Source organism: Myxococcus virescens, from assembly GCF_900101905.1.
Taxonomy (GTDB): Bacteria; Myxococcota; Myxococcia; order Myxococcales; family Myxococcaceae; genus Myxococcus; species Myxococcus virescens.
This window is the reverse complement of the sequence record NZ_FNAJ01000017.1, coordinates 120,346-142,522: the sequence shown is the minus strand read 5'-3', so window position 1 is coordinate 142,522 and position 22,177 is coordinate 120,346. Positions and strand designations below refer to the sequence as shown.

The window sequence follows — 22,177 nt, the reverse complement described above, 5'->3', positions numbered from 1 at the left end:
TCCGGCGTTAGGTGCGCTGGACGCTCGGCACCGTGCCCGCGGTGCCTGCTGTATTGGCCCAGGAGACGCGCCATGCCTCAAGAGCGAGGACCCGCACAGCTCGACCTCTTCACCGGTGCCGCCGTGGAGCCGCCCGCCAAGGCCCGCAAGGGCGCGCAGCCCGTGGAGCCCGCGGCCGTGCCGGAGTCGCTGGCCACGCTGGGGCGGGAGCTGCCGCAGGGCGTGTTCCTCGGGACGTCCTCGTGGACGTTCCCGGGGTGGTCCGGCATCGTCTATGACCATGAGGCCTCCGCCTCGCAGCTCGCGCGGGAGGGCCTGGCCGCCTACGCGCACCACCCGGTGCTGCGCACGGTGGGCATCGACCGGACCTTCTACGGCCCCATCGCCTCCAGCGCCTTCGCCGAGTACGCCGCCCAGGTGCCGGACACCTTCCGCTTCCTGGTGAAGGCCCATGAGGTCTGCACCCTGGCGCGCTTCCCGCTGCACGAGCGCTACGGCGCGCAGCGGGGACACATCAACGAGCGCTTCCTCCATGCCGCCTACGCCACGGAGGCCGTCGTCATGCCCTTCGTGGAGGGGCTGGGAGAGAAGGCGGGGCCGCTCGTCTTCCAGTTCCCGCCGCAGGACCCGCAGGCGCTCGGCGGGCCCGCGCGCTTCGTGGAGCGGCTGCATGCCTTCTTCGCCGCGCTGCCGAAGGGGCCGCTGTACGCGGTGGAGCTGCGCAACGAGGAGCTGCTCACGGAGGGGCTGGCCCAGGCGCTGGCGGACGTGGGCGTCAGTCCGGTGCTGGCGGTGTGGGCGCACATGCCGCCCGTGGGCCGGCAGGCGAAGCTCACTCGCGCCTTCGAAGCCCGCGCGCTGGTGGTGCGGTGGATGCTCCCGCCGGACCTCGGCTACGAGGAGGCGCGCGCGCGTTACGCGCCGTTCAACCAGCTGGTGGACGAGGACGTCCCCACGCGCGATGTCCTGGCCCGGGTGTGCCTGGCGGCGCTGCGCCGGGACAAGCCCACCTTCATCACCATCAACAACAAGGCCGAGGGCAGCGCGCCACTGTCCGCTATCAAACTGGCCGAGCGCGTCGTCCTGGGCAGGCGAGAAGAGGCCGAGCGTCAGGCCGCCCCCCGCTGAGTGTCACTTGCCACTGAGCACGCGTCTTGCTTACCTGTGGGGCCATGACAGTCATGACGGTTGCGGCACTGGTGGTCCAGCTGATGTCCGCAGGGGGCGCAGGCGCCCAGGGCGAGCAGGCAGCCGGCCGCCAGCAAGGCGACCCGGGCAGCATCTCCACGAACCTCTCCGCGCTGAAGGGCGAAGTCTCATCGCTGTCCGAGCGCTTCAAGGCCGCCCGCGAGCGGCGCCGCTTGCAGGCGGAGAAGGAGAAGCAGGAGTGGGAGCGTGAGCCGAAGGCGCCTGCCGGTCCTCGACGCGAATGAGCCGCCGCTCCCGCCCGAAGGGCCGGAGCCGCCGCCTCCCGAGGACGAGGCTGTAGAAATTCCCATCGATGGGAACCTGGACCTGCACCTCTTCCACCCGCGCGACGTGAAGGACCTGGTGGTGGAGTACCTCTGGGCGTGCCGGCAGAAGGGCGTCCTGGACGTGCGCATCATCCACGGCAAGGGCACCGGTGCGCTGAGGCGCACCGTGCAGTCGCTGCTCCCCAGACTGCCAGAGGTGGAGTCGTTCCGTTCCGCGGGCGAAGGGGACGGAGGTTGGGGCGCGACGTGGGTGCGCCTGCGCCCAGCGGACTACGACAGCCAGAAGTAGGCGGAGGCGATGAGGGCGCGCTTCTCCGTCACCTTCGCCTTGTTGGCCAGATCCGCCAACTGCCGGTCCTTGGAGGCGTACCGCTTCTCCTCCTCGTTGCGGAGCGAGGACAGCTTGCGACGGTACTCGCGCTCCATCCGGTCGGAGTTCGCGCGGGCCTTGGCCTTGTCGGCGATGTCCTCGGCCAGCCCGACCTGCTTGCGCGCTTCAATCCACGTCTGCCGCGCGGCTTCCACGGCCTCACGCGACTCCATGAGGCAGTCCTCGACGTAGCGGTCCGCGCGCTCCTTGGCCTTGTCCAGCTCCAGGGCGTTGCGCCGCTCCGCAGCCCGGACGATTTCGTCCTTCGCCGCCATCAGCGCCTGCTCCTGCATCAGTTGCACGGACACCGGCGCGGGCTGACGCCGCCGCTCCGGCTTCGCCGCCAGCTTCACGAAGTGCGCGCCGTCCGCTATGGGCAGGGCGCGGAAGCCGTCCCTGTCGCGCACGAGCACCAGGTGGGCCAGCTTCTCCTCGGGCTTGAGGCCGGTCGTCTCGAACTTGTACGCGAACCACCAGCCCTCGCTGCCCGCGAGCCGCGCCAGCCGTGACGGCAGTCCCGCCGCGTCCAGTTGCAGGTAGCTCACCGCGTCCTGGGTGCGCTCCTTGACGGCATAGGCGGCCTTGGCCACCTCCAGCCGCCCCGAGTTGCGGCTGCCCAGCACGGACGCGGTGAGGGCACGGGCCTCCTGCTGACGCTTGGCCAGGGCCTCCTTCGTCTGCTCGTTCTGTCCGCGCAGCCGGCGCCGCACGTCGCCGTCGAACCGCTCCAGCACCACCGAGCGCATCTCCGTCATGCGCTTGCTGATGCGGCCTTCCAACTCCTCGCGGAGCTTGTCGAAGGCGATGTTGATGTCCTCGGGCTTCCGGCAGGACTGGTAGATGTCCAGGACGCGCCGCTCGAAGTCGACGCCGCTCTCCAGCGCGCCCAGGATTTCGTCGGACGCGCCGAACACGCCGTCGAAGAGGTTCAGCTTCTTCTCCAGCAGCTCGAAGAGGCGGGCGTCCGCCGCGTTCATCCGGTTGAGGAAGTTGATGACCAGCACGTCCCGCTGCTGGCCGTACCGGTGGCAGCGGCCGATGCGCTGCTCCACGCGCTGCGGGTTCCAGGGCAGGTCGTAGTTCACCACCAGGTTGCAGAACTGGAGGTTGAGGCCCTCGGCGCCCGCCTCGGTGCAGATGAGGATCTGCGTGCGGTGGCGGAACTCCTCCACCAGCGCGCGCCGGTCCTCGGGCGTGCCCGCGTCTCCGGACAGCAGGGAGATCTTCCCCTGGTAGCCGCTCTCCGACAGGAGGTTGAAGAGGTACTGCTGCGTGCGCTTGGACTCGGTGAAGATGAGCGCCTTCTCCGGCCAGCCGTGCGACTTCATCACGGCGAAGGTCCGGTCCAGGCCGCGCTTGAGCGCCTCGCCCTTGGCGTTGACCTTGATGGAGTCCGCCAGGTCCGCGTACTGGCGCAGCTCCCAGACCTCCTGCTCCAGCGCGCGGACGTTGGGCGCCTTGGCCGGGTCGTCCGACCACTCCTCGCCCTCCTCGACGAACTGCTTGGCCTCCTCGGGCTCGAACATCGCCAGGGCCTGCTGGCCCAGCTTCGCCGCCTGGAGCCGCTTCTCCAGGTTGTCCGACAGCCGGCGGAGCGTGGGGGCGATGGCGTAGGTGGAGGACGCCAGCAGCTTGCGGTAGCAGAGCGTCAGCAGCGTCTTCTTGCCGGGCTCAATCGCCGCGGCCTCGGAGCGCTGGAGGTACTCGCTGACCTTCTCGTAGAGGTCGTGCTCCTCCGGGGAGGGGGTGAAGTCCTCCACGATGGAGCGGCGGTTGGTGTAGCGGACGTATTCGCGCACCTGCCGGCGCAGGGTGCGCTGCACCACGGGGGCCAGCCGCTCCTTCAGCTCGATGGCTGCGGCCTCCGGCATGCCACCGGCCTCGTCCGTCCGGTAGCGGCTGCGGAAGGCGTGCTCGGGCCCGAGGATCTGCTCGTCCAGCAGGGACATCAGCCCGAACAGCTCCATCAAGTCATTCTGGAGCGGGGTGGCGGTGAGCAGCAGCTTGGGCTTGCCGGCCAGGGACGCCTTCAGGGCCTGGCCCATCTTGTTGTTGGCCCGGTGCGCGTTGCGCAGGCGGTGGGCCTCGTCGATGACCACCAAGTCCCACGGAATCTCCGCCGTCAGGTGCGCCTTGTTCGCCGCGAAGGGGTGCGAGCAGATGACGGGGAAGGGCTGGTCGAAGCAGTTCCCGGTGGCGCGCACGGTGCGGCCGTCCACCAGGACGCTGTCCAGGTCGAACTTCTCCCGCAATTCGCTGTTCCACTGCGCGCGCAGCGTGGCGGGCGCCAGGATGAGGATGCGCGACTTCCCCTCGGCCATCAGCTGGGCGATGACGAGCCCCGCCTCAATGGTCTTCCCCAGGCCGACCTCGTCGCCCAGCATGCAGCCGCCGCGCGACAGCGAGTCGAGCGCGAACATGGCGCCTTCGACCTGGTGCGGGTTGAGGTCCACCTTCGCTTCCGACAGCGCTCCCGCCAGCCGTTGCTGCGTGTCACCGCTGCGGGCCAGCAGTTCCTCTGCCAGCAGCCGCTCATGGAAGGGCGTCAACGCCGTGGGGGCCGCCGCCGACTCGGACTCCATCCGTGCCGCCACCGCCGCCGCCGCCGCGTCCGCCTCAACCTCCACCCTGAATCCCCTCGCGACCTCCGCCAAGACCGTCTCCATCCGTGGTGTTTTCGAGGTCGCCCACCGTCACGGCGGGCGAGGACCGGCCATTTTGTTGACGCGCGCCTATCTGTAAAGGGGGTCGTGTCCGAGGCCGAAAAATCGGCCTCCGCGCGATTGGCATGCTTCTTTGCGAGCGGCGTCGAAACACGTTGACTGCACACTGCGTACAAAACTTTCGCTGGACTTGACGCAGAGGCCTAGAGCAGTCCGCGCGCCTTCACGTCCAGGTAGGCGTTGAGCGTGGCCGCGCCGAAGCCGCGCGCGGGGGCTCGGATCACCAGCGCGCCCGCGTCCCGCAGGGTGGTGGCCGTCCGCCGGTACTCCGTCTCCAGCCGTGCCGCGGCCTGGCGCGCGTAGGCATCCTGCGTCTGTGTGGGCACACCGTGGGCCGCCGCCTGGACGTCCTCGTCCAACAGTGAGGCGACGACGGGCAGGTGCCGGGGGCGCAGCGCCAGCGTGCGCGTGAGGAGGCTGGCGGAGGCGTCCGGGTCCACCAGGTCCGTGAACAGCACCACCAGGGCGCGCCGCGTCTGGCGTGCGAAGGCGAAGTCGAAGGCGCGGCCGTAGTCGCTCTCCTCGAGCGCGGCCTCGGTGCGGTAGAGCGATTCGGTGATGAGCCGCAGGTGCTCGCGGCCCTTGCGTGGCGGCAGGTAGGCCCGCACGCCGCTGGCGAACGCCAGCACGCCGACCACGTCACCGGCCTCCAGGCCCACGCGCGCCAGCCGCAGCGCCGCGTCCACCGCATGGTCCAGCTTGCGCCGCTCCTGGATGCGGCCCGCCATGTGCCGGCCGCAGTCGAGCAGCAGGAGCACCGGCTGGTGCTGCTCCGGCTGCCACGTGCGCACCAGGGTGTGGGCGTGGCGCGCGGACGCCTTCCAGTCGATGTGGCGGTAGTCGTCGCCGGGGCGGTACTCGCGCAGCGACTCGAACTCCCGGCCCTCCGAGGCGCGCCGCCGCTGCGTGCGCGCGGAAGGGGCGTCCGAGGCGTGGGCCAGCGCCAGTGCTTCGCGGGTGAGCGCGGTGAGGTCCGGGTACACCTTGACGTCCATCGTCGCGGGGACGCGGACCTGTCGCGCGCACAGGCCTAGGGGGCCTCGCAGCCGCAGGTGCACGTCCCCGAAGCGGGCGTCACCCCGCGAAGGCGGCGTGACGAAGTAGGTGAGCTCTTGGGGCGTGGTCCGTGCCGCGGGCAGGGTGAGGGATTGCCGGTGCCCGCTGCTGGCCATGTCCTCGGGCGGCTCGTCGCGGACCTCCACGTGCAGCGGCGCGGTGCCGGCGTTCTGGCGCTCCAGCGTCACGTGCACGGCGTTGCGCGTGCCGGAGGAGAGGACGGGCTCCACGCGCCGCCAGACGCGGACGCTCTGGGCGCGTGGGGCCCGGAGGAAGTCCACGGCGCAGAGGGCCAGCACGGCCACGTCCGTCGCCAGCGCGAGCCAGCCGAACGCGGGGCTGGCCACCGCGAGCGCCGCCGGGAGGAGACCCGCCGCCAGCAGGGCCACGGCGAGGCCGGTGGGGACGGGGCGCCCGGCGCTCACCGGGGCACTCGGACCCGCTCGAGCGTCTGCTTCAGCACGTCGTCCGCGGTGATGCCTTCCACCTCGGCCTCGGCCTTGAGGAGCAGCCGGTGGTTGAGGACGCTGAAGGTGACGGCCTTGACGTCATCCGGGGTGACGAAGTCCGTGCCCATCAGCGCGGCGCGGGCCTTGGAGGCCGCGAGCAGCGCCTGGGCCGAGCGGGGGCTGGCGCCCAGGCGCACGCGCGGGTTGGTGCGCGTCTCCCGGACGATGGCCACCACGTACTGGATGATGGAGTCGTCACACGACACGCGGGCGGCGTGCGACTGCAGCTCCAGCAGCGTGGGCGCATCCAGCACCTGGCGGGTGGTGGCCGGCTTGCCTTCGCGCTGGTGGAAGGCGCGGAGCATCGTCGTCTCCGCCGATGCCTCCGGGTAGCCCACGCGTACGCGCATGAGGAAGCGGTCCAGCTGGGCCTCCGGCAGCGGGTAGGTGCCCTCCAGCTCCAGGGGGTTCTGCGTGGCCACCACGAAGAAGTGGGGCGGCAGCGCGTGGGACACGCCGTCGATGGTGACCTGCCGCTCCTCCATGGCCTCCAGGAGCGCGGCCTGCGTCTTGGGCGGGGTGCGGTTGATTTCGTCCGCGACCACCACCTCCGTGAAGATGGGGCCCTTCACGAGGCGGAAGGCGTGGTCCTGGGGCTGGAAGACGTTGGTGCCCAGGATGTCCGCCGGCATCAGGTCCGGGGTGAACTGGATGCGCGTGAAGAGCAGCCCCAGCGCGCCGGCCATGCTGCGCGCGGTGAGCGTCTTGGCCACGCCGGGCACGCCCTCCAGCAGCACGTGGCCGCGCGCGAGGAAGGCCGTCACCAGGTCCTCCAGCACGCGCTGCTGTCCGAAGACGGCCGCGTCGAGCGCGGCGGTGAGACGGGAGAGGGGAGAGGCGTCGGACATGGTGGCCGGTGACGCTAGCCCGCTGCCGCGGAGGGCGGCAGCGCTTTTTCATTCGGGGCGCGGAGGCTCAGTGCGAGGACTGGCCCTTGAGCCCCAGCAGCGTGCCGCCCAGCGTGGCGACCGCGCCCAGGATGGCCACGTAGACGCCGAAGCTGGGCGACGAGTTCATCATCTCCGAGTTGCCGATGGGCGTGGGCACCATCGTCGTGTCGGACGACACCTTGATGAACACGACGCACCAGATGAGGCACACGATGCTGATGATGAGCTGGCCCATCCACGGCACCACCGGGTTCACGTTCGGGAGCGAGCCCTTGACGCGCACCGTGACGGCCGTGAGCAGGAGGATGGACATGATGAAGGCGCCCGCGCCCAGGCTCATCAGGCCGAGCACGTCCCCATCCACCGCCGTCTCCTTCCACGGCATGAAGCAGGACATCAGCACCACCGCCGCGCCCCAGAACGCGACCTTGTCGCCGCCCTGGAGCTGAGCGAACAGCTCCTTCGCGTCACGGATGAGCTCATCCGGGTCGGTGACGGCGCTGCCCCGGTCGTACGAGTCCGAGCGGTCCCACGGGTCCACCGAGGCCGCGGGCTCGGGAGCGGGCGCCTTGCGAGGCGCGGGCCGAGGCGCCGCTGCACGCGCCGCACGCTGCTGCGGCGCACTGCGGGCGACGTCCTCCATGCTCCGGATGTTGGTGGAGTCCGAGTCGGGCGGCGGCGCGGCGGCGGGCCGACTTCCGGACTTGCCTGGGGCCGGACGTGGGCGCCGCGGGGGAGGCGGCCTGGCGGCTCGGCGGGGGTCCTCCGCCGCGTCCGTGGACTCCTCAGACTCTTCGGCCGGCGGCTCCCCCGAGAGGAACGAGCCATCAATGATGTAATCGCAGACGGAACAGATGGACGTGTTGGCGGCTACCTTCGAGCCGCAGCCAGGGCAGTTCAGGACCAACGCTCCCGCGGAGAGAATCCACGTGTCATCTTCGGAGCGCCGGCCTTTCGTGTCAAACCCCTCGCGGCCTAACCCCTGGATTTTCGCGGAGAATTGACCTAGGCCCGCGCCATGCGCCGCTCGCACTCCGTCCGTGCCCTGTCGACATGTGTCGTCGCTTTCTCGCTGCTGTCTGGATGCGTCCGTTCAGTGCCGCCGGTGAAGCCGCCTCCCGTGGACGCGCAGACGCTCGAGCGCATCCAGGCGTGGGAGGACGCACGCTCGCTGGGAAATGGGGCCCTGGTGTCGCTGGCGGCCCGTGCACCGGATGCCCGGGTGCGTGGTCGGGCCCTGCGGGCGTTGGCGCGAATCCAGGACCCGGCCACCCTGGAGACCGTCATCGCGGGGCTGAAGGATGAGGACGCGGCGGTACGTGGCGAGGCGGCCTTCGCCGCGGGCGTGCTCGCCCTGTCCTGGGAGCCCCTGGTGGATGCCGAGCTCGCGGCGTTGGAGAAGGCGCTGCTCGAAGCCGGGCGGACGGAACGCGACGCGGACGTGCGGCGGGCGGTGGGGGAGGCCATGGGCCGGCTCGGCACACCCGGGGCCGTGGCGTGGCTGTCCGAGCGGATGCGCGAAGCGGATGGGGCGGAGGCGGCCTGGGCCACGCAGGCGTTGGGCGTCCTCGCACGCACCCGCGGCGCGGCGCTGGTTGCCCAGGTGCCCCTGGCGCCAGCGGAGGCGCTGCTCGCGGCCGAGCGGCCGGTGGAGGCGCGTCAGGCAGGGGCTCACTTCCTGGCCACCGTGAAGCGGCCCGAGGCCTTGCTCGCGCTGCGCCGCTGCCTGGGGGATGCGGACGCGGACGTGCGGGCCTCGTGCGCGAAGGGCTTCGGGGACGTGGGTGGTCCCGAGGATGCCGTGGTCCTCGGGCGGCTCTTGGAGGACACGGTTCCGCGTGTGGCGGCGGAGGCGGCGCGCTCGCTGGCGAAGCTGGCGGCGGCTTGCAGTGGACCGTGCACCGCGGTGGATGCGCTGGAGGCCTTGGCGGCGCGAGCCAGACGCGTGGCCCGGGGCATGGCGCCTCCGGCGGCGGCGGGGGCATCGGCGCCGGAGGGCGCGAAGGCGCCGGTGGAGACATTGGCGCGGTCGGCGGAGGGACACGCGCTGCTGGCGTTGGCGCAGCAGGGCCTGCCCGCCTTTGGGCGTCCCGTCCTGGAGTCGCTGCGGCTCGCGCTGGCGGACGCGGAGCGGGGCGCGGCCTCGGATGTCGCGCGAGCGGACCTGGCCTGGCTGGACTGCCGGCTGGCGGCGGCGGTGGACCGGCAGGAGGGCGCGCTGAAGGAAGTCCTGGGCTGCGGCTATGGACGCGTTCCCGAGGCGCGCCGGTTGGCGCTGGGGCTGCGCGAGGTGGCTCAGTCGAAGGGGCAGGGAGGGGCGGGCTTCGCGGTGAAGTACCTGCGTCACCCCGAGGCGCGCGTGCGCCTGACGGCGTTGGAAGCCGTGTCCGCGCGGCCCGTGCCCGAGGCGGCGGCGCCGGTGCGCGAGCTCATCGAAGGCGAGGATGAAGTGGTGGCGGGCGCGGCGGCGGCGACCGCGGGTGTGCTCAAGGACGCGGCCGCGCTACCTGCCGTGGAGGCGCTGGCGGCGCGTGTGCCGCAGACGCCGGGAGACCTGGCCGAGCCGGTGGCGGGCGCGCTGGTGGCGCTGCAGGGCCCGGCCGCCGAGCCCCGACTGCGTGAATGGCTGATGCACCCGCACGCCAACGTGCGGCGCGTGGCGGCGCAGGCCCTCACGCAGTTGACGGGGCAGCGGGTGCGCTCGGCGCGCGTGGAGCTGCCCGCGAACACCTTCCGGCCCGTGGCCGCTCCGGCGCGCGCGGGGCTCGTGCTGCGCACCGACAAGGGGGACATCACCGTGCGGCTGGACGTGGACGAGGCGCCCCTCACGTCGGGCAACCTCCACGCGCTGGCGCGCAAGGGCTTCTTCAACGGCGTCACCTTCCACCGCGTGGTGCCGGACTTCGTCGCGCAGGGGGGAGACCCGCGCGGGGACGGTGAGGGCGGGCCGGGGTACTCCATTCGCTGTGAGATGACGCGTCGGCCCTACGGCCGGGGCACCCTGGGCATGGCCCTGGCCGGGAAGGACACCGGCGGCAGCCAGTTCTTCTTCACCCACGCCCCGCAGCCACACCTGGATGGCCGCTACACGGCCTTTGGCGAGGTGGTGTCCGGCATGGACGTGGTCGACGCCCTCTTGGAAGGGGACGTCATCCGCGAAGTGCGCGCGGTGGAGCTGGCGCCCTGAAGCGCTGACTCAGGCGCCGCTGGCACGGGCCAGGGGCGCGGGAGGACCGAGCGGGTCGTTGTTCCAGCGCTCGTTCTCCGCCGCTTCCAAGGCCTCGACTTCCTGGCGGATGCGCTGCCACTCCGTCTCCGGAATGTTGAGGAAGGCCTCCGCCAGCGCCGGGTCGAACTGGGTGCCCGCGCAGCGGCGGATTTCATCCCGCGCCACGCTCATGGGCCGGCCCTTGCGGTAGGGCCGGTCGGACGTGATCGCGTCCACCGTGTCCGCGAGGCAGAAGATGCGCGCGCCCAGGACGATGTCCTCGCCCGCCAGGTTCTGCGGATAGCCCTTGCCGTCCCAGCGCTCCTGGTGCTGGAGCACGATGAGCGCCGCTTCGTGCAGGTAGGGCATCTTCGCCAGCATCCGGTAGCCGAACTCCGGGTGCTTGCGCATCTCCACCCATTCCTCCGGCGTGAGCGGACCGGGCTTGAGCAGGATGGAGTCGCGCACGCCAATCTTCCCGATGTCGTGCAGCAGCGCGCCTTGCTCCACCACGTCCAGCGCTCCGCCCGTCATCCCCACCTCCTGGGCCAGCCGGCGGGAGTAGAGCGACACGCGGCGCGAGTGCCACTGCGTCTCCGTGTCGCGGTAGTCCAGGGCGCTGATGAGCCCGTCGAGCAGCCCCGCGGTGCGCTCCACCACCCGCCGCTCCAGGTCGCGGTTGATGGCCACCAGCTCCGCGTTCTTCTCCGCGACCTCGCGCGACAGCCGCTCGTTGGCGTCCACCAGGCGGTAGTGCGCGAAGGCCTGCCGGACGCTGCTCGTCAGGTCGCTGAGTGACCAGGGCTTGCCCAGCAGCCGGAAGACCTCGCCGCGGTTGACCGCTTCGGAGGCGGTGCGGAAGTCCGCCGCCGCCGTCAGCATCAGCCGCACGGCCTTGGGGTTCTTCTCCCGAAGGGCGCCGAGCAGTTCGATGCCGTTGAGGTACGGCATCATGAAGTCCGTCAGCACGACCTGGAAGCCGACCTCCCGGGCGGCCGCCGCCGGGTTGCTGTGGGTGACGACGTCGTACCCCTCTGCCTGGAGGATGCGTGAGAGGGCGGCCAGGATGAGGACGTCGTCGTCCACGACGAGGATGCGATCCATGCCCGAGGTGCCTCCAGGACAGCGTGCTTGTACAGCTTTATACACGCCGCTACGCGCCCCCAAAAGGCCCCCCAGGCCGGTGATGGGCTTCTAAGCCATGGAAATCCTTGGAGGTTCTGCCATTCAGGAAGAGAGGCAGAACCACGTCACGCTTGCCTGGTCGCCAAGGTGTGATTTATGGTGCGCTGCAACGCTGGACTGTATCGCTAACCCCTTGGAATCGTGGAGCAATCTCCGATGGCAAAAGCCCCGGAAGGGCCCGTGCCGGTGGTGGTGATGGGGCTGGGGTTCATCGGTCAGGAAATTGCCCGGGCTGCGATGTCTTCACCTGAGGTGGAGCTCATCGGGGCCGTGGACGTGCAATCCGGCCTGGTGGGCCGCCCCTTGGGTGATGTCCTGGGAGGTCCCGCCCCTCGTGTGAAGGTCTCCGCCTCGCTGGCGCAGGCCGTGGGCAAGCGCAAGGGCGTGGTGGTGCTGCATGCCACCGGCTCGCGGCTGCCCAAGGTGTTCGACCAGGTGATGGAGGCGGTGAAGCTGGGACTGCCCGTGGCCAGCACCTGTGAGGAGCTGGCCTTCCCGTATCTGAAGTATCCGGAGCTGGCGGACGAACTGGACCAGGCGGCGCAGGAGGCGGGCGTCGCCGTGGTGGGGACCGGCGTCAATCCGGGCTTCGTGCTGGACCGGCTGGTGGCGGTTGCCGGACAGGTGTGCGGTCCGGTCCGTCGTGCCACCGTCACCCGCGTGGTGGATGCGCGGACCCGCCGCCCGTCCTTGCAGCGGATTGTGGGCGCGGGGCTGACGGAGGAGGAGTTCTTCGAGCTGGTGGACAGTGAGCAACTGGGCCACGTTGGCCTTGTTGAGTCCGCGGCGCTCGCGGCCCTCGGCCTGGGGCTGGATTGCGACGACTTCGAAGAAGAAGTAGCCCCCGTATTCGCCGAGGAGGACATCTCCGGCGGCGCGTTTCCCGTCAGGAAGGGAAGGGTGGCTGGCATGTTCCAGTCCGTGGTGGGGTTGGAGGACGGACAGGAGCGGGTGCGACTGGAGCTGACCATCGCGATGGGGGCGGATGACCCCAAGGACCGTATCGAAATCGACGCTGACCCGAAGCTGGTGTTGGAAATCCCGGGGGGAGTGGCGGGCGACCGGGCCACCGCGAATGCGCTGGTGAATGCCGCGCCACGCTTGACGGCCGCCGAAGCTGGGCTCCTCACGGTGCTCGAGCTTCCGGCCGGACGCTAGAGTCAGGAGAGGAAATGCTGGACAAGAACGCGATCGGCCGCGCCTCGCCGCCGACGCTGAACGAGGTCGAAAAGGGCGCCATCCGTCGGTTCGCGGAGGCCATCGGGGACTACAACCCCATCTACTACGATGAGGAGTACGCCCGGGCGTCGGGGTACCCCACCATCATCGCGCCCCCCACGTTCCCCGCGTCCTTCCACTCGGCGGCGGACCTGCGGGAGCTGCTGGGCGTGGGCATCAAGAGCCTGCTCCACGCGGAGCAGGGCTTCGACTACGAGCGGCCCATCTTCGCCGGGGACCGCATCTACGTCTCCACGCGCGTCTCCGACGTCTTCGAGCGGCCGGGCATGTCCGGGAAGATGGACATCGCGGTCATCGAGGATGAAGGCCGTGACGAGGAAGGCAACCTCGTGTTCCGCGCCCGCCGGACGCTGGTGGTCCGCGCCGCCAAGGAGACCCCGTGATGCCCGCGCGCAAGTTGTACTTCGAAGCCATCCGCGTCGGGGACGAGCTGCCCGCGCTGGCCAAGGCGCCCGTCGACCGCGTCCAGCTGTCGCGCTACGCCGGTGCTTCCGGAGACTTCAACCCGGTCCACGTGGACGAGCTCTACGCCAAGAGCGTGGGCATGCCGAGCGTCTACGCGCCCGGCATGCTCGTCATGGGCATGCTCGGCCAGCTCATCAGTGACTGGGCCCGGGGCGGGCAGATGCGGCGCTACAACGTGCGCTTCATCAAGATGGTGTGGCCGGGTGACACCGTCGTCTGCAAGGGCCGCGTGAGCGACCGGCACGGCTCCGGGGGCCGCTACTTCGTCGAAATCGACCTCTGGGCGGAGAACCAGAAGGGCGAACTGCTGATGAAGGGCTCCTCGCAGATCCAGCTCTTCTATTCGCTGGAGGACGAGAACCGGCAGCGCTCCGGCCAGTCCCCCATCGTGGTGGAGGTGCCTCGGGAGAGCCTGAGCAGCGCCAACGCCGCCGCGCCCGCCTCCGCCACCAGCGCCTCTGCTTCCAGTGAGGAGGGCGACGAGGCGGACGAGCGCCGCGAGGGCGTCACCTCCAAGAAGACGGTTCCAAGGGAAAAGCCGGCGGCCAAGACAGCCACGCTTCCCTCCGCCAAGAAGGCGAAGAAGTAGGCAGGCGCACCGCGTCTCGAGGGGCGGTTCTGACCGCCCCTCAACGCGAGGTGTCATTCGGGGTTGACTCAAAAATCAGTCGCCGCCACACTTCCTGCGTCTCAACGCGCCGCTGACCTCATCCTTTTTCACTGAGGGCGGGCAGCGAGCCGTCACGCAGGAGTGGCCATGTCCGCCGGGATCAACACCTACAAGACCGACCTTCGAGAGATCTTCTTCACGCTGTTCGAGCAGTTCGGCTTCGGCCAGGTGGCCGGCCAGGCGCCGTTCGATGCCTGGGGTCCGGACGAAGCGAAGGCGGTGCTGTCGGAGACCTACCGCTTCGCGCGCGAGGTGCTCGGGCCCCTCAACTCGGTGGGTGACCGGGAGGGCTGCCGGGTGGAGAACGGCGCCGTCTTCACGCCGACGGGCTTCAAGGACGCGTGGAAGAAGCTCTACGAGCAGGGCTTCAAGACGGTGGGCGTGAGCCCGGAGCACGGCGGCCAGGGCTCGCCGATGATGCTCCAGGTGACGGTGGAGGAGCTGCTGTCGGGCGCCAACTCGGCGTTCAACATGTACCCCGGCCTGGCCTTCGGCGCGGCGGAAGTTGTCGCGGAGTGCGGCACGCCCGCGCAGCAGAAACAGTTCGTGGAGCGCATGCTCAACGGCACGTGGGGCGGCACCATGTGCCTCACCGAGCCGCACGCCGGCTCCGACGTGGGCGCGGCCAAGTCGACGGCCCGCCGCAACGGCGACGGCACCTACAACATCCGCGGGACGAAGATCTTCATCTCCGGCGGCGACCACGACATGGCGGAGAACATCATCCACCTCGTGCTCGCGCGCATCGACGGCGCGTCGCCGGGCACCAAGGGCCTGTCGCTGTTCATCGTCCCCAAGCTGCGCATCAACGCGGACGGCAGCTCGGGCCAGCCCAACGACGTGGGCGTGGGCTCCATCGAGCACAAGATGGGCATCAACGGCTCGGCCACCTGTGTCATCAACTTTGGTGAGAACGACAACTGTGTCGGCGAGCTCGTGGGCACCGTCGAGCACGTCGGCATGAGCCAGATGTTCAAGATGATGAACGGCGCGCGCATCGCCGTGGGCATCCAGGGCATCGGCCTGGCGTCCGCCGCGTACTACAACGCGCTGGACTACGCGAAGGACCGCAAGCAGGGCTCCCACTTCACCAAGTGGAAGGACCCCACCGCGCCCCGCGCCGCCATCATCGAGCACCCGGACGTCCGCCGCATGCTGCTGGACATCAAGGCGCACGTGGAGGGCATCCGCTCGCTGATCATCAAGCTGGCCATGCACCTGGACAAGGCGCGCCAGCTGGCCGGCAAGGACGACGACGCGGCCACCTACCACAAGGGCCAGGTGGAGCTGCTCACCCCGCTGGTGAAGGCCTACAGCTCCGAGCAGGCGTTCCGCCTGTGCGCGCAGGCCATCCAGATCTACGGCGGCGCCGGCTACATCCAGGACTACCCGGTGGAGCAGTACACCCGCGACTCGAAGATCTTCTCCATCTACGAGGGCACCACCCACATCCAGGCCATGGACCTGGTGGGCCGGAAGATGGGCCAGGCGGGCGGCATGCACTTCCAGCAGTTCATGGGCGACGTGGGCTCCTTCATCGAGGCCCACCGCGAGCACGCCGTCTACGGCGAGGCCGTGAAGTCCCTGGCCGCGGCGCAGGAGGCCCTGATGGCCAGCGCCATGGTGGTGTTCGGCTGGTCGCAGGACGGCAGCAAGTTCCCGCTGATTCCGCTGTCCGCCAACCGCTTCCTCAACATGATGTCCGAGGTCGCCGTGGGCTGGCTGCTGCTGGACGCGGCGCTCATCGCGGAGAAGGCGAAGGCCTCCGTCTCCGCGGACCACCCGGACCACGCCTTCTACGAGGGCAAGAAGTACAGCGCCCTCTGGTACGCGCGGAACGTGCTGCCCAACGTGGAGCAGGCGGCGAAGATGCTCACCATGGAGGACACCTCGCCCATGGACATCTCGGACGCCGCCTTCGCGTCCGTCTGAGTCCGCGCCCCGCTGAATGGCGGGGCGCCTGAAGCATCAAAGGCCACCCGGGCTCGCTGCCCTGGGTGGCCTTGGTGTTTCCAGCGGGGAGGTGTTGCCTATTCGCCTTCGCGCACGCCGATGGCCAGCTGCGCGAGCCCGGCCTTCTTGGCCAGCTCCATCACCTGCACCACGGTGCCGTGGGGCACGCCCTCGTCGGCCTGGACGATGACCACCGTCTCTTCGTCCTTCTGCCTGGCGTCATCGAAGGCCTGCTGCAGCTCGTCCTGGGAGACGACGTTGCCGGCCAGCATGAAGCGCCCGTCCGCGAGCACCGCCACCGACAGGTCCGTGGTGCGCGCGGTGACGTCCGCGGCGCCGCCCTTGGGCAGGTTCACCTTGAGGCCGGCCTTGGCGCCGCCGCCCGGCCCCTGCTGCACGATGACGGAGCTGGTCACCATGAAGATGATGAGCAGCACCAGGAAGATGTCGGTGAGCGGGGTGATGTTGATTTCAGCGAAGACGCCATCCTCGGAGCCGTCGTCGCTGCCCGGAGTCTTTCCCATGCCCATGGTGCGTTCTCCTCCGGCCTAGGCGGGCTGGGCGTCCGTGCGCGTGGCGGGGGCGGCCTGCGGCTCGGGAGACATGGGCTCGGACGGCGGCAGGCCGGCGGCCCGCTCCTTGAGCAGCTCGACGAACTCGTCGCCAATCAGGCGCAGCTCCACCAGCACGCGGGACAGGCGGGCCTGGAAGTAGTTGTAGAAGACCATCGCCTGCACGGCGACCAGGATGCCCACCGCGGTGGCGACCAGGGCCTCGGAGATACCCGTCATCACCGCCACGCTGCCGCCCGTGCCGCCCGCTTCCACGTCCAGGCCCAGGTCCTTGAAGGAGCGCATGATGCCGGCCACGGTGCCGAAGAGGCCCACGAAGGGCGTAATCGAGCCGATGGTGGCCAGGATCCACAGGTAGCGGCGCAGCTTGAGGGCCACCTGGGCGCGCTCGCGCTCCACCGCGGCCTCGATGCCAGCGCCCCCGGCGGTGCGGCTGCGCTCCATCCGGTCGAACCCGGCCAGGAAGATGTCGGCGGCCACCGCGTCGGAGCGCTCGGCGGCGGTGCGGGCCGCGGCGACGTCCCCGCGCAGCAGGTGTTTGTTCACTGTCTCACCCAAGGCACGTGAACGCTCGCCCACGCCCCAGAGCGCGATGATGCGCTCGACGGCGACAATCAGCGCCGCGACCGAGGCGAAGATGAGCATGGCGAGGGTGACGCCACCCAGGCGGAGGTAATGGAGGATGTCGTTCAGGCTCATTGGTGGGTGACCGGGCAGGGCGGCTTGGCCCAGACTAGGACATATGAACCGCGCAGCCGTCGCAATCTTCCTGGTAGTGCTCTGTTCTGGCTGTCCCAAGCGAATCGAGTTCGGCCCTGAAGGCGAGCTCACGGATGCGGACACCGTCTATCAGCGCGTCGTGAAGAACCAGGAGAACGTCGTCACGCTGGAGGGGGACGCGAAGCTGCGCGCCGAGCTGCCCGACCAGAGCGGCACGCTGAGCATGTTCATCGCCGTCACCCGGCCGGCCATGCTGCACCTGGAGACGTTCGACTTCTTCAACAGGCCGCTCGCCTCCCTGGTGTCCGACGGACAGCGCTTCGGGCTGTATCAGGCGGATACGAACACCTGGTACCAGGGCCCCGCCAGCCCCGCCAACGTGTCCCGCTTCCTGCCGGTCATGCTGCCGGGCGAGGAGCTGGTGCCCATCATGCTCGGGCAGGTGCCGCTCATCCCCCCGGAGCGGATGACGCTGGAGCTGGACCGCAAGAAGGGCGTCTACGTGCTGACGCTCTTCCGGGGCCCGGCGACGCAGGTGCTCGACGTCCACACCAAGTACCTGCGCGTCATGAAGAGTCAGGTGCGGGGCATCCCGGGGTACGACCTGGGCTTCGAGGACTTCCTGGAGCAGGGCGGGCTCATCTTCCCGGGCCGGGTGTCGCTGGAGGCGAAGCAGGCGAAGACGAAGCTCCAGGTCCGCTACCAGCAGATCAAACTCAACGCGCGACCGGACCTCACACTCTACGAGTTGGTTCCCCCCGAGGGAGCCCGGGTGGTGGAGGTGGATGAGGCCGGCCGCGAGCTGCCCGCCGGGGCGCCCGCCTCCGGGTCGTCCGCGCCCCTGGCACCGGGTTCCTGACCGAGCAGGCGCGGAAGAAGGGGCGCACGCTGCCGAGACAGTCTAGAGTGCGCGCCACGACATGGCACAGATCAAGCTTGGTGAATTGCTGATCAAGGCGAACGTGCTTCAGGAGAGCCAGCTGAAGGCCGCGCTCGCCGAACAGGCGAAGTGGGGCGGCAAGCTGGGCGAAATCCTGGTCAGGATGAGCCTCGTCTCCGAGGACATCCTGGTGCGCGCCCTGTCCAAGCAACTGGGAATGCCGGCGGTGAACCTGGATGCGGTGCAGATGGTGCAGCCGCACGTGAAGGCGAAGATTCCGGCCCAGACGGCGCGGGACTTCTCCGTGCTGCCGCTGCAGGTGAGGGATGACGGCAAGTCGCTGGTGGTGGCGATGTCGGATCCGCTCAACGTGCGCATGCTGGACGAACTGCGCGCCATCACGAAGTGCCGCATCATCCCCAACGTGGCGGGCCGGACCTCCATTGCCCGGGCCTTCGCGCGCATCTACGAGCAGAACCACGAGCTGGAGGACGCGGACACCAACTTCAAGGTGGTGGACGCCCAGGGCCGCACGGTGGTGAAGAACCTCAAGGACCTGGACCCGGCGGCCGTGGCGACCGCGCCGCGCGCCGCTCCGGCCTCGGCCCGTTCCGCTCCTGCGCCCGAGGCCCCCGCCGCCCGTCCCGCGGCGGCCTCCGGCAGCCCGGCGGAGCTGCTTCGCAGCGTGGAAGAAGTGCAGCGCAAGGAAGTCGCCGCCCTCAAGGCGATGGTGGAGTTGCTCATCGAGAAGGGCGTGTTCAGCCGCGAGGAGTACCTCGCGAAGGTCAAGCGGTAGTCCCCCATGCGCAAGAAGATTGGTGAGCTGCTCGTCGAGGCCGGCGTCGTGACGGAGGAGCAGGTCCGCGTGGCATTGGGACGCCGGGGCGCCTTCGGCAGTCAGCGCCTGGGAGAGGTGCTGGTGGCGCAGGGGCTGTGCACGCCCACGCACATCGCGCAGGCCCTGTCCGCCCAGCACGCGCTTCCCTTCGTGGAACTGCCGGAGGAGATTCCGGCGAACGTCGCGAGTCTGGTGTCCTTGGACTTCCAGTCCGAGCACCGCATCGTGCCGTTCCGGATGGAAGTGGAAGGCCGCAGCGAGCGCATCCTCGTCGCGGTGGATGACCCGGCGGACGTGACGCTCGTGGACGAGCTGCGCTTCCAGCTCCGCAAGCAGATGCGCGTCTTCGTGGCGGCTTCGGACGACCTGGACGCCGCGCTGGCGCGGGCCCGGGGCGAGCCGCTGGACATCGTGGAAGCCGTGGCCCTGGAGGACGAGGACGGTGCGCCGCCTTCGCCCGTGGCCGCTGGCGCGCCGCTCGAATGGGATTTCCCGGAGGCTCCGAAGCCCGTGCCCAAGTCCGTACCGCCGTCTCCGCCCCCCGCTGCGCGTCCCCCCTCGCTCCGAGGCTCGGCTTCGCCCCCGCCGCCGCCGCCAGAAGCCACCGACGGTGACGCCGGCGCGGACGCGCTGGATGACCTGCTGGGCCGGACGGCCTCGCCCCCGGTGCGGCCCCCGCCGCCTCCGCCTCCCGACGCGGAGGGAGACGGAGCGGAGGGCCGGCCGCGCGTGCCGGTGGTGATGTTCGGAGGGGCGGCGCAGGGCTCGCGTCCGTCGGTGCCGCTCACGCCCACGCCTCAGTTCTCCGACGAGGACCTGGCCATCCTGGACGACATCGAGCGCATCTCCCGCGGCGAGGATGCCTCGCTGGACACGGAGAAGGTGAAGCCGGCCCGCATGGTGGCCAGCCTCATCCGCCTGCTCATCCGCAAGGGCGTCATCCAGGAAGGGGAGTTCCTGGAGGAGCTGGCCCAGAAGTGACCGCCGCCGTGACGCCCGCGGGCCAGGAGCTGTTGCTCGACGTCCGAGGGCTGACCACGGAGCTGGCGCTGGAGGCAGGGCCGGTGCGCGCGGTGGACGACGTGTCCTTCGCGCTGCCCCCGGGTGGAACGCTGGGCGTGGTCGGGGAGAGCGGGTGTGGCAAGAGCCTCACGGCGCTGTCCCTGCTGCGGCTGGCGCCCGAGCCGCCGGTGCGCGTGGTGGGCGGAGAGGTGCGCTTCCAGGGCCGGGACTTGCTGACGCTGCCGGAGGCCGAGCTGCGCCGGGTGCGCGGCCGTCACGCGGCGATGATCTTCCAGGAGCCGATGACGTCGCTCAACCCGGTGTTCACCGTGGGCGAGCAGATTGCCGAGGGCGTCCGGCTGCACCTGGGCGCTTCGCGCGCGCAGGCCCGGGACAAGGCCGTGGAGATGCTGCGGCAGGTGGGCATCCCCGCGCCGGCCGAGCGCGTGGACGCGTATCCACACCAGCTCTCCGGAGGCATGCGGCAGCGGGTGATGATGGCGATGGCGCTGGCGTGTGACCCGGCCTTGCTCATCGCGGACGAGCCCACCACCGCGCTGGACGTCACCATCCAGGCGCAGATTCTGGACCTGCTCGCGCGGCTTCAAACCGAGCGGGGCATGGCGGTGCTGCTGATTACGCACGACCTGGGCGTGGTGGCGGAGAGCTGCGACGCGGTGGTGGTGATGTACGCGGGCCGGGTGGTGGAGCGCGCCCCGGTGCGAGCGCTGTTTTCCCAGCCCGCGCACCCGTACACCGCGGGCCTGCTGCGCTCGATTCCGTCCAGGCGCGACGTGGGCGGCGCTCGAGCCACCCGGGCGCGGCTACGGGCGATTCCCGGCAGGGTGCCACCGCTGCGGCAGTTGCCTGTCGGCTGTGCGTTCCGGGAGCGCTGTGAGCGCGCGCTGGACGTCTGTGCGCACGTGAAGCCCGCGCTGACCTCGCCTCGAGAGGGGCAGTGGACGGCCTGTCACAACCCGGTGCCCGCGCCATGAACTCCACGCCGCTGCTCCAGGTCCGCGACCTCCAGGTGCACTTCCCGGTGCGAGGCGGCGTGCTCGGCCGGGTGCGCGGCGCGGTGAAGGCCGTGGACGGCGTGGGGTTCGACGTCAGGCGCGGGGAGACGCTGGGGGTGGTGGGGGAGAGTGGCTGCGGGAAGAGCACCCTGGGGCGCGCGGTGCTGCGGCTGGTGGAGCCCACGGCGGGCGCCGTTTGTTTCGATGGGCAGGAACTCACCGGACTGTCCCAGCGCCAGCTGCGGCCGCTGCGCCGGCGGATGCAGTTCGTCTTCCAGGACCCGTATGCCTCGCTCAATCCCCGGATGACGGTCCGGGAGATTCTGGAGGAGCCCTTCGCCATCCACGGGCTGGCACGAGGGCCGGGGGAGCGGGAACGCGAGGTCGCGGAGTTGGTGGACGCCATGGGGCTGCCGCGCGAGGCCCTGGCGCGTTACCCCCATGAGTTCTCCGGGGGGCAGCGGCAGCGCATCGGTATCGCGCGAGCGCTGGCGCTCCGGCCCGACCTGGTGGTGGCCGACGAGCCCATCAGCGCGCTGGACGTGTCCGTGCAGGCGCAAATCGTCAACCTCCTGGTGGACCTGCAACAGGCGCGGGGCCTCACCTATGTCTTCATCGCCCACGACCTGAACATCGTCGAGTACGTGTCCACCCGGGTGGCCGTCATGTACCTGGGCCGCATCGTGGAGCTGGCCCCGGCCGCGTCGCTGTACCGTCAGCCGCGCCACCCGTACACCCAGGCGCTGCTGTCCGCGGTGCCCGTCCCGGACCCGGGCCACGCCCGGACGCGCCTGCTGGTGCCGGGCGAGCCGCCATCTCCCCTGGCTCCGCCCCCCGGTTGCGCCTTCCATCCGCGCTGTCCGCATGCCATGGAGCGGTGCCGGCGCGAGTCGCCCCCGTCCTATGCGCTGGGCGGTGGCCACTTCGCCGCGTGTTTCCTGGCGGAGGCCGATGCGCGCGAGGCCCCGGCCGCAGCCCCTTCTGGAGGAAGTCCCGGTGTTCTGGCTCAGCCATCATCATCCGGATGAGTACAACCGCACCTACCTGTTCGGCGGCGTGCGCGTGTGCGCGCGCTGCCTGGGGACCTATCCGGTGCTGCTGGCCGTGATGGTGGGCCTGTTCGCCGTGCGCGCCCCGCTGCGGTGGGCGCTGGACGTGCCCGCCGTCCTGGCGCTCACCGTTCCCGCGCTGGCGGACTGGGCGGTGGGCCGCTTCCGGCCGGCGTCGGGGCGCAACGCGGTGCGCACCTTGACGGGCGTGCTGCTGGGAGCCGCGCTCGGCCGCTCCCTGTACGTGCACCTGCAGCAGCCACTGCCGGCGGTGCTCCTGGCGCAAGGCGCGCTCGTGACAGCGGTGGCCGTCCCTGTCATTCTCGCCACTTACCAGAGACCTCGCCGGGGATAGAC

Annotated in this window: 21 protein-coding genes; 14 read left to right on the top strand and 7 right to left on the bottom strand. The window is 70.4% G+C overall.

All coding sequences use genetic code 11. From position 1 onward, the window contains the following. Window positions 1-72 precede the first annotated feature (72 nt). From BLU09_RS32130 to BLU09_RS32120, 3 genes are read left to right on the top strand one after another with little or no spacing between them, the layout of a single operon-like run. Window positions 73-1,128, top strand: coding sequence for a DUF72 domain-containing protein (locus BLU09_RS32130; RefSeq protein ID WP_090494325.1), 1,056 nt, complete (start codon window positions 73-75; stop codon window positions 1,126-1,128). A gap of 53 nt (window positions 1,129-1,181) precedes the next feature. Continuing rightward, window positions 1,182-1,433, top strand: coding sequence for a hypothetical protein (locus BLU09_RS32125; protein WP_020477897.1), 252 nt, complete (start codon window positions 1,182-1,184; stop codon window positions 1,431-1,433). Further along, on the top strand, window positions 1,396-1,764 hold the full coding sequence (locus BLU09_RS32120; RefSeq protein WP_090494323.1) for a Smr/MutS family protein: 369 nt from the start codon (window positions 1,396-1,398) through the stop codon (window positions 1,762-1,764). The genes BLU09_RS32125 and BLU09_RS32120 overlap by 38 nt, the downstream gene beginning before the upstream one ends. Here the strand turns inward: BLU09_RS32120 and BLU09_RS32115 are convergent. The 4 genes from BLU09_RS32115 to BLU09_RS32100 all read right to left on the bottom strand — a co-directional run bounded on the left by BLU09_RS32115 (window position 1,746) and on the right by BLU09_RS32100 (window position 7,666). Next, window positions 1,746-4,511: an SNF2-related protein gene (locus BLU09_RS32115; protein WP_090494321.1), complete on the bottom strand. Its 2,766-nt coding sequence runs from the start codon at window positions 4,509-4,511 to the stop codon at window positions 1,746-1,748. The two genes, BLU09_RS32120 and BLU09_RS32115, sit on opposite strands and share 19 nt — an antisense overlap. Window positions 4,512-4,711: 200 nt before the next feature. Next, window positions 4,712-6,049 carry a DUF58 domain-containing protein gene (locus tag BLU09_RS32110; protein WP_090494319.1) on the bottom strand — a complete coding sequence of 446 codons (1,338 nt, stop codon included), beginning with the start codon at window positions 6,047-6,049 and terminating at the stop codon, window positions 4,712-4,714. Then, on the bottom strand, window positions 6,046-6,981 hold the full coding sequence (locus BLU09_RS32105) for an AAA family ATPase (RefSeq protein WP_090494318.1): 936 nt from the start codon (window positions 6,979-6,981) through the stop codon (window positions 6,046-6,048). Before BLU09_RS32105 ends, BLU09_RS32110 begins: the two co-directional genes overlap by 4 nt. 67 nt (window positions 6,982-7,048) lie before the next feature. Continuing rightward, window positions 7,049-7,666 carry a hypothetical protein gene (locus tag BLU09_RS32100; RefSeq protein ID WP_186817832.1) on the bottom strand — a complete coding sequence of 206 codons (618 nt, stop codon included), beginning with the start codon at window positions 7,664-7,666 and terminating at the stop codon, window positions 7,049-7,051. Window positions 7,667-8,041: 375 nt separating this feature from the next. Here BLU09_RS32100 and BLU09_RS32095 point away from each other — a divergent pair, with 375 nt between their 5' ends. Beyond that, entirely contained in the window at window positions 8,042-10,210 is a 2,169-nt protein-coding gene (locus tag BLU09_RS32095; RefSeq protein ID WP_090494316.1) for a peptidylprolyl isomerase, read from the top strand. Window positions 10,211-10,219: 9 nt separating this feature from the next. Here the strand turns inward: BLU09_RS32095 and BLU09_RS32090 are convergent, their stop codons facing one another. Beyond that, entirely contained in the window at window positions 10,220-11,335 is a 1,116-nt protein-coding gene (locus BLU09_RS32090; RefSeq protein ID WP_090494314.1) for an HD domain-containing phosphohydrolase, read from the bottom strand. A 237-nt stretch (window positions 11,336-11,572) separates the two neighbouring features. On the opposite strand from BLU09_RS32090, the gene BLU09_RS32085 reads away from it, so the two are divergent. The 4 genes from BLU09_RS32085 (at window position 11,573) to BLU09_RS32070 (ending at window position 15,722) form a co-directional block, all read left to right on the top strand. After that, window positions 11,573-12,574 carry an NAD(P)H-dependent amine dehydrogenase family protein gene (locus tag BLU09_RS32085; RefSeq protein ID WP_090494312.1) on the top strand — a complete coding sequence of 334 codons (1,002 nt, stop codon included), beginning with the start codon at window positions 11,573-11,575 and terminating at the stop codon, window positions 12,572-12,574. Window positions 12,575-12,588: 14 nt separating this feature from the next. After that, window positions 12,589-13,038 carry a MaoC family dehydratase N-terminal domain-containing protein gene (locus BLU09_RS32080; protein WP_002636736.1) on the top strand — a complete coding sequence of 150 codons (450 nt, stop codon included), beginning with the start codon at window positions 12,589-12,591 and terminating at the stop codon, window positions 13,036-13,038. Next, entirely contained in the window at window positions 13,038-13,709 is a 672-nt protein-coding gene (locus BLU09_RS32075; RefSeq protein WP_090494310.1) for a MaoC family dehydratase, read from the top strand. The genes BLU09_RS32080 and BLU09_RS32075 overlap by 1 nt, the downstream gene beginning before the upstream one ends. 168 nt (window positions 13,710-13,877) lie before the next feature. Next, window positions 13,878-15,722 (top strand): acyl-CoA dehydrogenase, encoded by a 1,845-nt coding sequence (locus BLU09_RS32070; RefSeq protein WP_090494308.1) that lies wholly within the window; start codon window positions 13,878-13,880, stop codon window positions 15,720-15,722. A gap of 98 nt (window positions 15,723-15,820) precedes the next feature. Here the strand turns inward: BLU09_RS32070 and BLU09_RS32065 are convergent, their stop codons facing one another. Together BLU09_RS32065 and BLU09_RS32060 are read right to left on the bottom strand one after the other, a co-directional pair. Beyond that, window positions 15,821-16,273 carry an ExbD/TolR family protein gene (locus BLU09_RS32065; RefSeq protein WP_011554662.1) on the bottom strand — a complete coding sequence of 151 codons (453 nt, stop codon included), beginning with the start codon at window positions 16,271-16,273 and terminating at the stop codon, window positions 15,821-15,823. Window positions 16,274-16,291: 18 nt separating this feature from the next. After that, the gene (locus tag BLU09_RS32060; protein ID WP_090494307.1) at window positions 16,292-17,014 is read right to left on the bottom strand and encodes a MotA/TolQ/ExbB proton channel family protein; all 723 of its coding nucleotides are present in this window, start codon (window positions 17,012-17,014) and stop codon (window positions 16,292-16,294) included. 43 nt (window positions 17,015-17,057) lie between these two features. On the opposite strand from BLU09_RS32060, the gene BLU09_RS32055 reads away from it, so the two are divergent. From BLU09_RS32055 to BLU09_RS32030, 6 genes are all read left to right on the top strand, one after another. Beyond that, window positions 17,058-17,894 carry a DUF4292 domain-containing protein gene (locus tag BLU09_RS32055; RefSeq protein ID WP_090494305.1) on the top strand — a complete coding sequence of 279 codons (837 nt, stop codon included), beginning with the start codon at window positions 17,058-17,060 and terminating at the stop codon, window positions 17,892-17,894. A gap of 61 nt (window positions 17,895-17,955) precedes the next feature. Continuing rightward, the gene (locus BLU09_RS32050; protein WP_090494303.1) at window positions 17,956-18,711 is read left to right on the top strand and encodes a cyclic di-GMP-binding domain-containing protein, MshE-related; all 756 of its coding nucleotides are present in this window, start codon (window positions 17,956-17,958) and stop codon (window positions 18,709-18,711) included. A 6-nt stretch (window positions 18,712-18,717) separates the two neighbouring features. Then, window positions 18,718-19,734 (top strand): GspE/PulE/PilB domain-containing protein, encoded by a 1,017-nt coding sequence (locus BLU09_RS32045; protein ID WP_090494302.1) that lies wholly within the window; start codon window positions 18,718-18,720, stop codon window positions 19,732-19,734. Next, complete coding sequence (locus BLU09_RS32040) at window positions 19,731-20,750, top strand: ABC transporter ATP-binding protein (RefSeq protein ID WP_090494300.1); 1,020 nt, start codon at window positions 19,731-19,733, stop codon at window positions 20,748-20,750. Before BLU09_RS32045 ends, BLU09_RS32040 begins: the two co-directional genes overlap by 4 nt. Further along, a complete protein-coding gene (locus BLU09_RS32035) occupies window positions 20,747-21,799 on the top strand; it encodes an ABC transporter ATP-binding protein (protein WP_186817833.1) in 1,053 nt (350 codons plus the stop codon). The genes BLU09_RS32040 and BLU09_RS32035 overlap by 4 nt, the downstream gene beginning before the upstream one ends. Beyond that, window positions 21,768-22,175 (top strand): DUF2085 domain-containing protein, encoded by a 408-nt coding sequence (locus BLU09_RS32030; RefSeq protein ID WP_090494297.1) that lies wholly within the window; start codon window positions 21,768-21,770, stop codon window positions 22,173-22,175. Before BLU09_RS32035 ends, BLU09_RS32030 begins: the two co-directional genes overlap by 32 nt. Window positions 22,176-22,177: the final 2 nt, after the last annotated feature.

What these genes read in the sequence shown, in the direction of transcription:
- BLU09_RS32130 (WP_090494325.1), top strand. Translation starts at nt 73, where the DNA reads ATGCCTCAAGAGCGAGGACCCGCACAGCTCGACCTCTTCACCGGTGCC.
- BLU09_RS32125 (WP_020477897.1), top strand. Translation starts at nt 1,182, where the DNA reads ATGACGGTTGCGGCACTGGTGGTCCAGCTGATGTCCGCAGGGGGCGCA.
- BLU09_RS32115 (WP_090494321.1), bottom strand. Translation starts at nt 4,511, where the DNA reads ATGGAGACGGTCTTGGCGGAGGTCGCGAGGGGATTCAGGGTGGAGGTT.
- BLU09_RS32105 (WP_090494318.1), bottom strand. Translation starts at nt 6,981, where the DNA reads ATGTCCGACGCCTCTCCCCTCTCCCGTCTCACCGCCGCGCTCGACGCG.
- BLU09_RS32100 (WP_186817832.1), bottom strand. Translation starts at nt 7,666, where the DNA reads ATGGAGGACGTCGCCCGCAGTGCGCCGCAGCAGCGTGCGGCGCGTGCA.
- BLU09_RS32095 (WP_090494316.1), top strand. Translation starts at nt 8,042, where the DNA reads ATGCGCCGCTCGCACTCCGTCCGTGCCCTGTCGACATGTGTCGTCGCT.
- BLU09_RS32090 (WP_090494314.1), bottom strand. Translation starts at nt 11,335, where the DNA reads ATGGATCGCATCCTCGTCGTGGACGACGACGTCCTCATCCTGGCCGCC.
- BLU09_RS32085 (WP_090494312.1), top strand. Translation starts at nt 11,573, where the DNA reads ATGGCAAAAGCCCCGGAAGGGCCCGTGCCGGTGGTGGTGATGGGGCTG.
- BLU09_RS32080 (WP_002636736.1), top strand. Translation starts at nt 12,589, where the DNA reads ATGCTGGACAAGAACGCGATCGGCCGCGCCTCGCCGCCGACGCTGAAC.
- BLU09_RS32075 (WP_090494310.1), top strand. Translation starts at nt 13,038, where the DNA reads ATGCCCGCGCGCAAGTTGTACTTCGAAGCCATCCGCGTCGGGGACGAG.
- BLU09_RS32070 (WP_090494308.1), top strand. Translation starts at nt 13,878, where the DNA reads ATGTCCGCCGGGATCAACACCTACAAGACCGACCTTCGAGAGATCTTC.
- BLU09_RS32065 (WP_011554662.1), bottom strand. Translation starts at nt 16,273, where the DNA reads ATGGGCATGGGAAAGACTCCGGGCAGCGACGACGGCTCCGAGGATGGC.
- BLU09_RS32060 (WP_090494307.1), bottom strand. Translation starts at nt 17,014, where the DNA reads ATGAGCCTGAACGACATCCTCCATTACCTCCGCCTGGGTGGCGTCACC.
- BLU09_RS32055 (WP_090494305.1), top strand. Translation starts at nt 17,058, where the DNA reads ATGAACCGCGCAGCCGTCGCAATCTTCCTGGTAGTGCTCTGTTCTGGC.
- BLU09_RS32050 (WP_090494303.1), top strand. Translation starts at nt 17,956, where the DNA reads ATGGCACAGATCAAGCTTGGTGAATTGCTGATCAAGGCGAACGTGCTT.
- BLU09_RS32045 (WP_090494302.1), top strand. Translation starts at nt 18,718, where the DNA reads ATGCGCAAGAAGATTGGTGAGCTGCTCGTCGAGGCCGGCGTCGTGACG.
- BLU09_RS32035 (WP_186817833.1), top strand. Translation starts at nt 20,747, where the DNA reads ATGAACTCCACGCCGCTGCTCCAGGTCCGCGACCTCCAGGTGCACTTC.